The following is a 13131-nucleotide window of genomic DNA, read 5'->3' as shown; positions in this document are numbered from 1 at the left end:
TAACCTCACACCTCCCATGAAAGGAAGTCACACCAAGAAAGCCTTGGCGTGACCGGATTAAATTTAGATGTTTCCGCGGAGTTCCTGCTCACGTTCAATAGATTCAAACAGTGCTTTAAAATTCCCATCTCCGAATCCAAGCGCACCTTTACGCTGAATGATTTCAATAAACATAGTAGGGCGGTCTACGAGAGGCTTTGTGAAAATCTGAAGCAAATAGCCTTCATCATCACGGTCAACAAGAATATTCAGCTCTTGTAAACGCTTTACATCTTCGTCGATATCGCCTACACGATTAGCAAGGTCTTCGTAGTAGGTATCAGGCGTCTGCAAAAATTCAACACCGTTTTCTCTTAAAGCAGCTACCGTGCTAATGATGTCATTTGTCAAAAGGGCAAGATGCTGCACTCCTGGTCCATTGTAGTAGTCTAAATACTCTTGAATTTGCGATTTGCGTTTTCCTTCTGCCGGCTCATTGATTGGGAATTTGATGCGGCCTGTTCCATTCATCATCACTTTAGACATCAGAGCAGAATATTCAGTTGAAATGTCTTCATCATCAAAATGTTTAAGAACCGTAAATCCGAATACGCTTTCATAATAAGCCGTCCATTCTTCCATTACTTCTACGTTGCCAACAAGATGATCAACGCCGATCAAGCCTGAAGACTGGGCATTGAAAATATCTTTGCGTGCTTCATAGCCTGGCATAAAAACGCCTTTATAATCAATCGGTTCAACAAGTGTATGGATGGTATCTCCGTATGTGCCTAAAATCGCTTTTCTCACTTTTCCATTTTCATCTTCTTCTACCCATGGTTCACGAATGGCGATGCCGCCGCGTTCAATGGCTCCCTTATATGTTTTTTCTAAATCTTTTACAAGAAGGGCGATATCTTTTACACCTTCACCATGAAGTTTAGTAAAAGTTGATATGTCAGTTTGATCAGATAGAGAACCTGTTAACACTAATCGAATGGCACCTTGTTCCATAACGTAAGAAACACGATCGCGCGATCCAGTTTCTAATCCTCTGTAAGCTACAAGTTTAAAGCCAAATGCTTTTGCGTAATAATAAGCTGCTTGTTTTGCATTGCCGGTATAAATTTCGACGTAATGAACATTTTTTACTGGAAATAATTCTTCTTTTTTCGCTTTAGGTGCTGCAACCATTTTTTCTGCCATTTTTATCGCTCCCTTAAATTTTTTATTGAACAAACAGAATTTTCAAAATTTGCTGTCTGTGATGGTTCACATCATAATACATAAAAATTCACCGCGCAAACACGCCTTTTAACGCGTTTAGTCTTTGCGGCGTCAGCATTTTACCGCATTAAAGCATATATGCGTTTGAGCGCACTCTTGCATCTTTTTTGCATATCCACTTAAAATGTTGGCAATCAAAACAAGGGGGAGTTAAATATGGAAATTAACGTCAAGTTCTGTCCTTGCAATTTTGAGGATGAATTAGAAGCGACTAAAGAAAAATTAATGAAGCGCAGCGACCTGGAGGTTATTGAGGAAAGATGCTTGTTGTACTGTGGGCAATGCTTAATGGAACCATTTGCGCTTGTAAATGGTGAAAACATTGTTGCCGATGATCCAGATGAACTTTATGAAAAAATCGACCAGCATGTGGCCGGGCTTAAACAGGAAGAAGCGGTACAATCATAAAGAAAAAGAAATTGTAGTGATAAATGTTTGATCGATGACTGCGACGCTTAAGTAGTTGCTCTTTTAAAAAAAACACAAACCTTCAGAAAAAGTCAATTTATGATAATATGTGTAAAAGCCCTACTCCAAGTGCTGTTCTTTTGCATGGATAGTAGGGCATTATTTGATTCTGAAGGGGTACATTATGACAGCATTAATTGGGAAAAAGTTCGAAAACGGTATTTTAATAATGGCCGATAAGAGAATAACCTATCGAGGAACGAATCATTTCAGCGACAATGAAAAAAAGATAATCGTATTGAACCAAAATGTCATCTTTGCTTTTGCGGGTGTTAAAAATGTCATTGATATGGTCATAGAAGAGTTAAAATTATTTTCTCTCAATACACATTCTTTTAAAGAGATTGAAGCACAATCCCAAAAATTATTTAAACATTCATTAGAACTGTTTAAAAAATCATACCCTGGACAGGATTACGCCACTGTCTACATACTAGCCGGGTTTACAGAAGGCGGCATGCTTCGTGTTACGTATTACTCCTCAGATGACCATTTTCAAAAAAGCAGCTTTCTTGATTTTTTTTATAAAACATTTCCGAATACAGAAATGGTGTACCTGCGTAGTTATTTAATGAACGAAGTGGATGTCTCAAGGACAGATATCAATTACTTCATACGCAAATTCTCTTCGGCAATCCGCCAGATAAACAATGAGAAAGTTAGCAAGAATGCGTATGCGATCTTTTTATCCAAGCAGGGCTTATTTGAAGTTGATATTGATAAAAATGGATCCATCAAAGTTGAACAAATGAAATTGGGTACCTAAAGCAAAGAGCGATGCGGCATGCCCGCACGCTCTTCATTTTTGACCAATTTTTTTTGCTTTAACGCGGTGAAAGATAGATGATGCACCGGTAAAACGCTTTTGAGTGTAGTCTTGCAGACCCGAAAAACTTATTATAATATTTAGAAAAATGAGCAAAGTGGCTATTAATTTGTTTTAATAACACTATTTGCACATTAGATAAGGGGGGAGGAGGAAGATACCTAATAAAAAAGGCAAATATTTTTTTAGAACTGGGAAAAATTTCAGCCATCCTGTAGTCAAAAGTAGAAATTTGTTATAAGATAAGAACTGTTCGAATCATTTTTGCTTTAAACATTTTTGTATACATTATCTGAAAATTATGACTATGGGTGTGGTAAAGTTGAAATCAAAGGTAGCTCAGTCTCAAACTCTTCAAAATCATGTGTATGAGTATTTACACGACCAAATTGTAAGCGGAAACATACCGCCTGGCCAGCGAATTGTAGAAGAGAAAATTTCTCAGGAAACGGGTGTCAGCAGAAGTCCAATTCGGGAGGCAATTCGCCGGCTAAACAGTGATGGATTGGTTTCCGTAAGTCCGAGAGGCGGAGTAAGAGTGTATCGCGCAAGTTTTTCAGATTTTAAATATCTTTACGAATGCCGGTTAAGTTTGGAACCTACTGCGGCATATTATGCTGCCTTACGCATGAATGATAAACAGCGTGATTGTTTGTCAAATGTAGTAGATGAAATGAATCTAATGGTTGAGAAAAAAGATCTTGAAAAGTTAAAAAGCATAAGCAGTCAATTTCATTCCCTCATTGTAGAGGCGAGTGAAAACCCATATTTAGTGAAAATGATGAATCAGCTGAATTCATTAATTTCTTTTTATCGAAATGCTGTGTTAAACATCCCTCTGCGCATAGAGGAAGGTGCTATAGAACACCAGGCGATATGGCAGGCAATTCAAACTCAGGATGGAAAAGCAGCTGAGGAGTTAATGAGAGTGCATATTCAGCGTGATTATCAGTTTTATACCTCCATGTATTCGAGTGCTAAAGAGGATAAATATTAATCCTATTACTTTACAAAGTATAGATATGCTGAAAAATTTACAAATGGAGAGTGGCCGCTATGATTTTTCCAGAAAAACTTAAAATTCGTGATGTCACATTGAGAGATGGGTTACAAAACGAACCTGTATTTGTAGAAACTGATCAAAAGATCAATAAAATAAAAAGTTTAATTGAGGCAGGGTTTGACCGCTTGGAAGTAACATCGTTTGTTCATCCAAAATGGGTTCCTGCTATGCAAGATGCCGATGAACTAGGGCAGAACTTGCCAATGTCTCCTGGAGTAGAATATGAAGCACTCGTTCCAAATAAAAGGGGATTAGACAGGTTTCTAAAGTCAAAAATCCACAATGCACTTTTTTTCCTTTCTGCTAGTACAGAGCATAACCAGGCAAATTTGAATAAAACGACAGACCAATCCTTAGAAGAAATAAAAGAGTTAATCCATGAAACCAACAAAGAAGGCAGAAAAACAATTGGTGCCATTTCGACTGCGTTTGTTTGTCCATTTGCCGGAGTTGTACCGTACTCAGAAGTGGAAAGAGTGGCGGAGCATCTAGTCAATCATGGCATTAATGAGTTAGGTTTGGGAGATACAATTGGCAAAGCAACACCAAGGCAGGTATACGAATACTGCAGCCGTTTGGCAGAGAAATTCCCGGATGTTCCGATTGGCCTTCATTTGCATGACACGTATGGATATGGCCTGGCAAATGTTATGGCTGGAATACAAGCAGGTGTCCATCTAGTTGATGTGGCGCAAGCTGGGCTGGGAGGATGTCCATATGCTCCGGGGTCTCCTGGAAATATTCAGGCAAGTCGTGTTGTAGCATTTTTAGAACAGCAAAATATTAAAACTGGTTTAGATTTGGAACAGTTAAAGAAATTAGATATTGAATTCCCTCAATTGTTAAGCAGCGCACAAGTTTTAACCAAAACAGTGTAAGAGAAGCAGAAATAAAAAAGTGTAATCTTAATTGCATACATTATTAGAATATTCTGTCTATTTAATAACCTTTACTTAATTTATCAACCTTTGCATTAAAAAATGAATAAATGAAGGGTGGGAGCCTTGTGAAAAAACCATTAGAAGGCATTAAAGTACTAGAATTGGGGAACTTTGTAGCAGCTCCATTTGCAGGAAAGATTTTTGGGGAATTTGGTGCGGAAGTTATTAAAGTAGAGGATCCGAAGAACGGGGACTCTCTGCGCAACTGGCGTGTTATGCACAAAGGGACTTCACTATGGTGGTATGTACATGCACGAAATAAAAAATCAATTACGCTTAACCTTCGCGAAGAAGAAGGGCAGGAAATGGTCCGGGAGCTAGCAAAAGATGCAGATGTTATTATTGAAAATTTTCGTCCAGGCACGCTCGAAAGATGGGGAATTGGCTATGAAGACTTAAAGAAAATAAATCCAAGCCTCATTATGACTCGGATTTCTGGATACGGCCAGACAGGGCCTTATCGTGACAAAGTAGGTTTTGGAAGCGTTGCTGAATCCATGGGCGGTCTCCGCTACCTGACAGGATTCCCTGATCGTCCGCCAGTCCGTGTCGGATTAGCCGTTGGAGATTCAATTGCAGGTCTGTATGCGGTGAATGGCACCTTAATGGCATTGAGAGCTAGAGATATGGATCCCTTAAAAAGAGGACAGTGTGTAGATGTCGCCTTGACAGAGTCTGTTTTTTCTTTATTGGAGGGTGTTCTGCCGGAGTATGACATGAAAGGGATTGTGCGAGAACGGACGGGTGCTACATTGGAAGGTATCGCCCCATCTAACACGTATTTATGCGCTGATGGAAAGTATATTGTCATTGCGGCAAACAGTGACAGTATCTTTAAGCGGTTCGCAGTGGCGATTGGACGTCCCGACTTTGCTGAAAACCCAATTTATTTAAACAATCAGGGACGGGCCGAAAATGCAGAATACTTAGACCAGGTAATTGAAGAATGGACAAAGCGCCATACACAAAAAGAAGTACAAAGTATTCTTGATGCAGCTGGAGTGCCGGTAGGTCCTATCTACAGCATTGAAGATATCGTGAATGATGAGCAATTTCAAGCGCGGGATATGTTGCAAACTGTGACATTGCCTGATGGAGAGCAGGTGCTCGTTCCTGGGATTGTGCCAAAACTATCTGAAACGCCGGGCAGCATTGAATGGATTGGCCCCGAATTAGGACAGCATAACGAAGAAGTCATTGGTCAAAAATTAACTCAGCCTAAATAGTCATTCAAATTGATTAAAGTATGTTAAGCCTATTGATCATTGCCTTTTTGTCAATTCTGGTAAAAAGGCAATCAGAAATTTAAATAAGGGGTACGGTTAAGCCGATTTGAATTTTATGCACTCTTGAAAGCGGTACCAAAAACGGGCGTGGGGAGGAATAAAGCATATGTTGTCTATTTTGGGGTTTGCCATGATTTTCACCTTTTTGTTTCTAATTATGACAAAGCGTATTTCACCATTTATCGGCTTAACCATTGTGCCTATTGTGTATGGATTGTTAGGGGGCTTTGGTCCAGAGCTAGGAGAATTAATGATGGAAGGAATCTTGGGTGTAGCGCCTACCGCGGTTCTCCTGCTGTTTGCTATTATGTATTTTGGCATCATGCTGGATACGGGATTGTTTGACCCCTTGACATCAAAGATCATCCAGTTGGCCAAAGGTGACCCTCTGAAAATCATTGTTGGAACTGCTGTGCTAGCCGGGCTAATTGGATTTGACGGCGATGGATCTACCACAATGATGATCGTTGTGACCGCATTTCTTCCATTATATAAGAAGCTCGGCATCAGCCCGGTTATTCTGGCTTCGATTACAATCATGCAAATTGGAATTACCACGCTAGTTCCATGGGGCGGTCCTGCGGGCAGGGTAGCGAGCGTATTAAAGCTTGACCCGACTCAACTATATCTTCAAATGCTGCCAGGAATGCTGATTAGTTTGCTATATGTTATTGGAGTTGCCTATTTTATCGGCTTAAAAGAACGTGCCCGGTGCAAAAAGGAAAACATTGACTTTATTTCGATGCAGACAGCTAAAATCAAAGATGCAGCGATCGAAAGTGCAACAATCGAAAACATTCCTTCTGCAGATTCGAGTTTAAAGCGTCCAAAGTTAATTTGGATCAATTTCCTTTTATCTACAGTTATTATGGTCGCCATTGTACTGGAATGGCTGCCGGCGGCTGTTCTCTTTATTATGGGTACAGCACTTGGTCTATTGATTAATTATCCAGTTATCAATGATCAGCGGGAGCGATTGGCAGCTCACGCACCAAATGCACTGGCGGTTGTCTGTATGGTACTTGCTGCCGGGATTTTCTCAGGGATTTTTAAAGGCACCCCCATTTCTGAGTCAATGGCTCAATCATTGGTAGCAATTATTCCAACAGACCTCGGCGCCTTTATGGGACTAATTACTGCCGTGGTCAGTGCTCCTGCGCTCTTTTTGATCGGTCCTGACGGATTTTATTTCGGTATTTTGCCAGTACTGGCTGAAACGGCTGCTGCATACGGGATCGATACTCTGGCACTCGGAACCGCCTCTTTATATGGAACATCATTTGGTATTATGGGCCCGCTCGTCGCATCGGTTTATTTATTAACTCACATAACAGGGATCAGTCTGTCAGACCTTCATAAACATGCTGCTAAATGGTCTGTAGGGATTCTACTGATTTATATCATTGTAGGGGTATTTCAAGGAACCATTTCTTTATAACCATAACAAAACATCAAGAGGTGTGGAGGATGACGAATATGAAAAAGCTGGCTGTTAACAATGAATCTATGCTGCATACTACTGGACAAGCGGGGGCAGGAAAGTATTGTTGTCAAAAACACGTAACCGAGGCTTTGAAAGTCGTCCATCTTCCACACATTGCTAAGGTAAAATACCACGGAAAAATGTGTAGTTTTTGTGGACGAAAAGCTCGTTATCAGTTCTTTTCGCTTTATTAAAAAGGTTTAAGAGAAAATTTTACAAGATTGATTCCTTTGAAATTTTGTTTTATAGAGGAATCGTTATTCGTTCAACAGGGAGGCATGAAGAATGCTGTATAAGTTTAAAGGGTACCACCCGAATATACACCCAAGTGCATATATAGCTCCGGGAACTCAGTTAATTGGAAACATAGAGCTTCAGGAGGAAACATCCGTATGGTTCAATGCTGTGTTAAGAGGGGATAATGAGAAAATTACAATTGGAAAAGGATCCAATGTTCAAGATGGGGCTGTTGTTCACGTTGATCCAGGCTATCCAGTTAATGTGGGTGAACATGTTACCATAGGGCACAATGTGGTCTTACATGGATGTACAGTGGAAGATGGCGCACTGATTGGCATGGGTGCAACGATTTTAAATGGAGCTGTCATCGGAGAAGGAGCTTTAATCGCTGCGGGTGCACTTGTTCCAGAAGGGAAAGTAATTGAACCTGGCGTTTTAGCAGCTGGAGTTCCTGCCAAAGTAATTCGAAAACTGACACCGGAAAATATAGAACGTGCTAAAGAAGGAGCTCTTCAGTACGTAAAAAATGGGATAAGGTATAAAGAGAAGGACATCATCGAAAAAGAAAATGTTCTCAAATAATTTCTGCCTTTGTAGAAACAGTTATCAAGCAGACCGTCCCATGTAAGACGAGTCTGCTTATTTTCTATAAATTGTTTTGAAAGGTAGATGGAATGAAAAAATGGAAAAGGCCTGACCAATATCTCGTTTTTATCTGTACCAGCATATTTATGAGCAGCATTGCGGGGAGCCGTCCTCTTGTTCCCCTGTATGCAAATGATCTAGGTGCCAGTCATGCTGAAATCGGTGTTATCGTGGCGTTGTTTTCTTTTCTGCCGCTATTTTTATCTATTAAGTCAGGAAAAATTATAGATCGGATTGGGATAAAAATTCCGATAGCTGTCAGTATTCTCTTTGGGAGTGCCTCCATGATCCTGCTTTCTGTGTTTACCAATATTTTAGGCTTATACGTCTCCCAAGTATTTTCCGGCCTTTCGCAATTAATATTTGTTCTCGCTATTCAGGCTTATGCAGGTCAGTTTTTAAAAAGAAAGCTTCGTGAACATTACATTACTTTATTAAGTATTGGAATTGCATTTGGGAGTTTTATAGGACCTTTAATTGGAGGCTTTCTATCGGATATTTACAGCTACACCTATGCTTTTCTTTTGCTGGGTGCTATTCTCTTTCTTTTATTGCCGGCCTCTTTTTTGTTCAAAAAAGAAAAATCGTTTTTAGATAAACCGAAGATGCAAACGGAAAACTCTTTCAATTTGGTGCGTATATCTAATTTGCGCAAAGCGATTATGGTAAGTTCCGTGATTTTACTTGCGCGTGAAACATACACAGCTTTTTTTCCATTGCTGGCAGCAGATAAAGGAATTTCAAACGCTGCTATTGGGGTCATTATCGCATTGAATGCAGGGGCAGGTATACTAATTCATAATATTTTGCCGTGGCTTTCTCATCTTTTTAAAAGAAATCTAGTTATGACAGTATCTATCATCATTTCAGGTTTAATATACTTGTTCCACCCTTTAACAGACAACGTAATCGGGCTTAGTCTTTTATCTTTTATCCTTGGCTTTTTTACAGGGATTGGACAGCCGCTGTCTATTTTTATGACCATAGAATCTTTGCCAAGCATAAGAATGGCAGAGGGGCTTGGCTTGCGGCTGATGTTTAACAAATTAACACAAATTATCGGACCTTTATCGTTGGGGGCAATCTCCAGTTCATTAGGTATGTCGGGTGTATTTTATTTATGCGGTGCCCTTATTATGGTCGGTTCTATGAGCACCCATCAAAAAAAGACAGATAGAGCCGCAACTAGCATTAATCAATCTAACAGCAAGCAGTGACTGAATATTCGAAAAGTTGATCTCTGCTTGCTGTGAATAGAGCCATTGAGCAACCGAAATGTGCATATTAGTTAAATTGGTGTATTAGACGTTAAAGGAGATACGCTATGTATATAAAGAAATTGCCTGAAAAAAACGTACAGCAATTGTTTAATGCTATTCTTTCTTTACAGACACACGAAGAGTGCAGGGCCTTTTTTGATGATTTATGTACAATGAATGAGCTGGCTGCCTTTACACAAAGGCTGGAAGTTGCAAGGCTGCTTCAAGAAGGATGTACTTATGACTTTATCCAGACGGAAACCAAAGCTGCTTCAGGAACGATTTCCAGAATTAAAAAGCTAATGGATTATGGAAACGATGGATATCGGATCGCCTTAGATCGCATAGAGTCTTACGAAAAAAGGTAGTGTAACTGGACAGATAGATGCAATATCAGCCCGCCGCCAGTTTATAAGCCAAAATCAAAAGTAATTTGGACAAAGATAGGGAGCTTCCAGGGTAAAGAGAAGCTTCCCTTTAACTATAAAAAATTTCATATACTTCAGGAGAATAAGTATGGATGAAAACAAAAAGAAAGCAGCAAGAGAACAACTTTTTAAAGCTATTCTTTCATTAAATACAATGGAAGAATGTGCTGATTTTTTTGATGATTTATGTACGCTAAAAGAACTAGAGGCTTTTACACAGAGGTTTCATGTAGCCAGAAGAATTCTGAACGGAGAAACATATGAAATGATTAATTTAGAAACCAATGCCAGATCAAACTTAATATTTCGTATGAAAAAAAGTCTGCAAAGAGAGAAAAGCTGTTTACGCGAGGTTTTAGAACGGTTACCAGAAAAAGAAGGAAGTATGAAGTAACATGTTTAATTACAGTTAATATATAAAACGGCTTCAGTTCTTTAAAAACTAAATATGGTTTTGAAAAATCAAAAGAATTTAGTTAAGATGCCTTGCTCTAACGAGTAAGTGCACCTTTTTTGTATTAAAATTTACTAAATATAAAGCCATTGGTATAATGCTTGTTTTAAAAAAACGAAAGGGAACAGGGAGCTTACATTCAACCAATTTTCGTGTAAGAACACTTTATTGATAGAAGTCTTTTTTTAAAGTAATGTGTCTTCCTGCTTTATTTTAAGAACCAATTACCCACTTCGGGCGTTTTAGTGGTGAGAAGAAGCTGTTTCTATTTTTTCTAAATTCAATTCGACTTTCACAAAGCAGATTTGCGGCTTCCACAGTGGTAATATTATGTGATTCTGCTCTGTGAAGAACATCTAAAAGTGTATGATAAATTGTTTTCGTTTTTTGAAGGACTCTTTCTTTATTAGGTCCGTATAATTCATCTGTCACTTGAATGACCCCGCCACTGTTTACAATATAATCTGGTGCGTATAGGATTCCCTTTTCTCTCAAAAGCTCAGCGCAGTCTTCACTTAGAAGCTGGTTATTTGCAGCTCCTACAATCGCTTTAACTTTGAGCTGATCAATAGTTGTATAATTAATAACGCCTCCTATAGCACAAGGAACAAACAGATCCGCCTCAACCCCGTAAATCTCATTGCCTTCTAAAGCAATAACTTTTCGATCCATCTTTTCAGCAGCTATTCTAATTTGATCTATAGCATCCGAACTTACATCTGTTACATATAAATCTGCTCCCTCATTCAACAAATGTTCAGCTACTTTAAATCCAACTTTCCCTAAACCTTGAATCGAAATAGTTTTTCCGGATAGATCTTCGCTGTTCCATAAATAGCTTGCAGCAGCTTTTATACTATAAAGAACGCCAAGTGCCGTCGGAATAGAAGTTTCGCCGCCACCCCCATATTCTTCTGGCAAACCAGCAATACAGCGTGTTTCTTTGGAAGCGTGTACAAAATCTTCTAGTACAGTGCCCATGTCTGTTCCTGTGTAGAATCTTCCGTTTAACGATTCAATAAATTGTCCATATGCTCGAAATAATTCTGGTGTTTTATCTTTGGCAGGGTCTCCAATTATAACTGCTTTTCCGCCGCCAAAGTCTAGATCGGCAGCAGCACATTTATATGTCATGCCTTTAGACAGTCTCAAGGCATCTTCCAATGCTTCTTCAACAGTTTCATAATTTCGCATTCTAGTCCCTCCGAGGGCTGGACCCGCTGTAGTGTTATGAATAGCGATGATGGCTCTTAGGCCGGTTTCCGGGTCATTACAAAACACGACCTGCTCATGTTCCTGCATTTTTTCGAATAGATCTGTCGTCATGGAAACCTTTAGATCCTGATCATTTTTGGGCAGCATAATTTTCATTACTTCACTTTCCTTTCAAATTTTTGATTGTCGCAGATTTTCTTTTTAGTTCCTGCTTGAGGACGTGTAAATTGTTTCCGGTTTTATTAATGAAACTTAGAAGGAGACCAGGTCTTTCGCTCAACTCCTGTTTCTTTCTGGCCTGTCAATTTGTTAGAATTTTTCGTCTTTACAGGTGGTAATGGTTCAAATCATAATACATAAAAATGTATCAAGCAAACGCTTGTTTTAACGCGAATACTCTTTACAGCATCATGATTTTAACGCAATAAAGCATGCATGTTTTTGGAGATATTTTTGTATCTTTTCTATTTTTTTATTAATAAACTTTTGCAATTTAGTGAGTAAAAGCGTAAAAGCGAGAAAACAGCAAAGCGTTGATTGGAGTCTTTGCGTGAAAATCATTTTAAAAATATAATCTCTTAAAAGGAAGGAGCTGCATTATGAATCAAGTAAAGCACTATACCTCTATGTTAGCAGGCACGTTTATTATTGCCTTATCTTTCACACTCCTGCAGGGGCCAAATCAAATAGCTTCTGGAGGTTTAACAGGAGCCTCTCTTGTTCTTAGTTCTATATTCAACGCTCCTTCAGCCATCATTTTATGGATAACCACCTTGTTTTTATTAGTTGTTTGTTGTTACTTTTTAGGCGTGCATTCTATTTTAAAATCGGTGATTGGATCTCTGCTAATTCCGTTTTTTGTTTACCTTACAAACGATTTGCCCCCGCTTACGAACGATCCTCTATTGGCTTCTATCTGCGGCGGTCTGGGGGTAGGGGCCGGCTTGGGGCTGGTTTTTCGAGCAGGTGGGAATACCGGGGGTTTTACGTTAATTGCTCAAATTCTACATAAAATAAAGAATGTTAAACATAGTACTTCGATTATGTATATGGATGCAGCCGTTATGATAGCAGGAGGGATTATTTTTTCTCCCGAAAAAGCATTGTATGCTCTGGCTGGAGCGTTTGTAACTCGAAAGACAATGGACATTATTCAAGGGAAAAACACGAAGTCAAATATAGTCTATGTTATATCTTCTGAAAATTTTGAAAAAAGGATAGCCAATTGGGTTCTACATAAATTAGGCAGGGGTTTAACGAAAGTATCAGGGGCAGGGGGTTATAGCGGTAGTGAACGAGTCATTATGATGATTGTCCTTGAGCAATCAAAAGTAAAAGACTTAAGATCTGCTGTACAGGAAATTGATCCTCATGCTTTTATCATCTTGTGCGAGGCAACTGAGGTATTTGGTGAAGGATTTACTCCATTTTTTCCGGTTCCCGAAGGCAAAAAGGCACTTAGTTCAAGTCCAGCTTTGAATATTCAACATTTGAAAACCTGAAGTTAATGCTTTTTAAAGAATTACAATACAAAACATACATGTTTAAAACAATAGG

14 protein-coding genes are annotated in these 13131 nt (G+C 39.1%); 12 read left to right on the top strand and 2 right to left on the bottom strand.

The features are described from left to right. Window positions 1-63 precede the first annotated feature (63 nt). Window positions 64-1185, bottom strand: coding sequence for a 4-hydroxyphenylpyruvate dioxygenase (hppD, locus tag RRU94_RS00890; RefSeq protein WP_315691408.1), 1122 nt, complete (start codon window positions 1183-1185; stop codon window positions 64-66). Window positions 1186-1422: 237 nt separating this feature from the next. Here hppD and RRU94_RS00885 point away from each other — a divergent pair, with 237 nt between their 5' ends. From RRU94_RS00885 to RRU94_RS00835, 11 genes are all read left to right on the top strand, one after another. Continuing rightward, window positions 1423-1674 carry a DUF1450 domain-containing protein gene (locus RRU94_RS00885; protein ID WP_315691407.1) on the top strand — a complete coding sequence of 84 codons (252 nt, stop codon included), beginning with the start codon at window positions 1423-1425 and terminating at the stop codon, window positions 1672-1674. A 184-nt stretch (window positions 1675-1858) separates the two neighbouring features. After that, on the top strand, window positions 1859-2500 hold the full coding sequence (locus RRU94_RS00880) for an Ntn hydrolase family protein (protein ID WP_315691406.1): 642 nt from the start codon (window positions 1859-1861) through the stop codon (window positions 2498-2500). Window positions 2501-2882: 382 nt separating this feature from the next. Further along, window positions 2883-3557, top strand: coding sequence for a GntR family transcriptional regulator (locus tag RRU94_RS00875; RefSeq protein WP_315691405.1), 675 nt, complete (start codon window positions 2883-2885; stop codon window positions 3555-3557). A 59-nt stretch (window positions 3558-3616) separates the two neighbouring features. Further along, window positions 3617-4501, top strand: coding sequence for a hydroxymethylglutaryl-CoA lyase (locus RRU94_RS00870; RefSeq protein WP_315691404.1), 885 nt, complete (start codon window positions 3617-3619; stop codon window positions 4499-4501). Between the two features lie 128 nt (window positions 4502-4629). Beyond that, the gene (locus RRU94_RS00865) at window positions 4630-5790 is read left to right on the top strand and encodes a CaiB/BaiF CoA transferase family protein (protein ID WP_315691403.1); all 1161 of its coding nucleotides are present in this window, start codon (window positions 4630-4632) and stop codon (window positions 5788-5790) included. Between the two features lie 166 nt (window positions 5791-5956). After that, entirely contained in the window at window positions 5957-7288 is a 1332-nt protein-coding gene (locus RRU94_RS00860; RefSeq protein WP_315691402.1) for a CitMHS family transporter, read from the top strand. Between the two features lie 38 nt (window positions 7289-7326). Beyond that, window positions 7327-7527, top strand: coding sequence for a hypothetical protein (locus tag RRU94_RS00855; protein WP_315691401.1), 201 nt, complete (start codon window positions 7327-7329; stop codon window positions 7525-7527). A gap of 91 nt (window positions 7528-7618) precedes the next feature. After that, window positions 7619-8155 (top strand): gamma carbonic anhydrase family protein, encoded by a 537-nt coding sequence (locus tag RRU94_RS00850; RefSeq protein ID WP_315691400.1) that lies wholly within the window; start codon window positions 7619-7621, stop codon window positions 8153-8155. A gap of 92 nt (window positions 8156-8247) precedes the next feature. Then, a complete protein-coding gene (locus tag RRU94_RS00845; RefSeq protein WP_315691399.1) occupies window positions 8248-9435 on the top strand; it encodes an MFS transporter in 1188 nt (395 codons plus the stop codon). Between the two features lie 107 nt (window positions 9436-9542). Beyond that, window positions 9543-9845, top strand: a complete 303-nt coding sequence (locus tag RRU94_RS00840; RefSeq protein WP_315691398.1) for a YerC/YecD family TrpR-related protein — start codon at window positions 9543-9545, stop codon at window positions 9843-9845. Between the two features lie 148 nt (window positions 9846-9993). Continuing rightward, window positions 9994-10299, top strand: a complete 306-nt coding sequence (locus RRU94_RS00835) for a YerC/YecD family TrpR-related protein (protein ID WP_315691397.1) — start codon at window positions 9994-9996, stop codon at window positions 10297-10299. 273 nt (window positions 10300-10572) lie between these two features. Here the strand turns inward: RRU94_RS00835 and RRU94_RS00830 are convergent, their stop codons facing one another. Next, on the bottom strand, window positions 10573-11685 hold the full coding sequence (locus RRU94_RS00830) for a Glu/Leu/Phe/Val family dehydrogenase (RefSeq protein ID WP_410492961.1): 1113 nt from the start codon (window positions 11683-11685) through the stop codon (window positions 10573-10575). A gap of 488 nt (window positions 11686-12173) precedes the next feature. Here RRU94_RS00830 and RRU94_RS00825 point away from each other — a divergent pair, with 488 nt between their 5' ends. Then, window positions 12174-13076, top strand: coding sequence for a YitT family protein (locus RRU94_RS00825; RefSeq protein ID WP_315691395.1), 903 nt, complete (start codon window positions 12174-12176; stop codon window positions 13074-13076). Window positions 13077-13131: the final 55 nt, after the last annotated feature.

Source organism: Domibacillus sp. DTU_2020_1001157_1_SI_ALB_TIR_016 (assembly GCF_032341995.1).
GTDB lineage: Bacteria > Bacillota > Bacilli > Bacillales > Domibacillaceae > Domibacillus > Domibacillus indicus_A.
Note: the sequence above shows the minus strand (reverse complement) of the source record. Positions and strands in the feature narration are given on the sequence as shown.

Bases quoted from the DNA above. Each gene is read 5' to 3' on its own strand.
- hppD (WP_315691408.1), bottom strand. From the start codon at position 1,185: ATGGCAGAAAAAATGGTTGCAGCACCTAAAGCGAAAAAAGAAGAATTA.
- RRU94_RS00885 (WP_315691407.1), top strand. From the start codon at position 1,423: ATGGAAATTAACGTCAAGTTCTGTCCTTGCAATTTTGAGGATGAATTA.
- RRU94_RS00880 (WP_315691406.1), top strand. From the start codon at position 1,859: ATGACAGCATTAATTGGGAAAAAGTTCGAAAACGGTATTTTAATAATG.
- RRU94_RS00870 (WP_315691404.1), top strand. From the start codon at position 3,617: ATGATTTTTCCAGAAAAACTTAAAATTCGTGATGTCACATTGAGAGAT.
- RRU94_RS00860 (WP_315691402.1), top strand. From the start codon at position 5,957: ATGTTGTCTATTTTGGGGTTTGCCATGATTTTCACCTTTTTGTTTCTA.
- RRU94_RS00855 (WP_315691401.1), top strand. From the start codon at position 7,327: ATGAAAAAGCTGGCTGTTAACAATGAATCTATGCTGCATACTACTGGA.
- RRU94_RS00850 (WP_315691400.1), top strand. From the start codon at position 7,619: ATGCTGTATAAGTTTAAAGGGTACCACCCGAATATACACCCAAGTGCA.
- RRU94_RS00845 (WP_315691399.1), top strand. From the start codon at position 8,248: ATGAAAAAATGGAAAAGGCCTGACCAATATCTCGTTTTTATCTGTACC.
- RRU94_RS00840 (WP_315691398.1), top strand. From the start codon at position 9,543: ATGTATATAAAGAAATTGCCTGAAAAAAACGTACAGCAATTGTTTAAT.
- RRU94_RS00835 (WP_315691397.1), top strand. From the start codon at position 9,994: ATGGATGAAAACAAAAAGAAAGCAGCAAGAGAACAACTTTTTAAAGCT.
- RRU94_RS00830 (WP_410492961.1), bottom strand. From the start codon at position 11,685: ATGACGACAGATCTATTCGAAAAAATGCAGGAACATGAGCAGGTCGTG.
- RRU94_RS00825 (WP_315691395.1), top strand. From the start codon at position 12,174: ATGAATCAAGTAAAGCACTATACCTCTATGTTAGCAGGCACGTTTATT.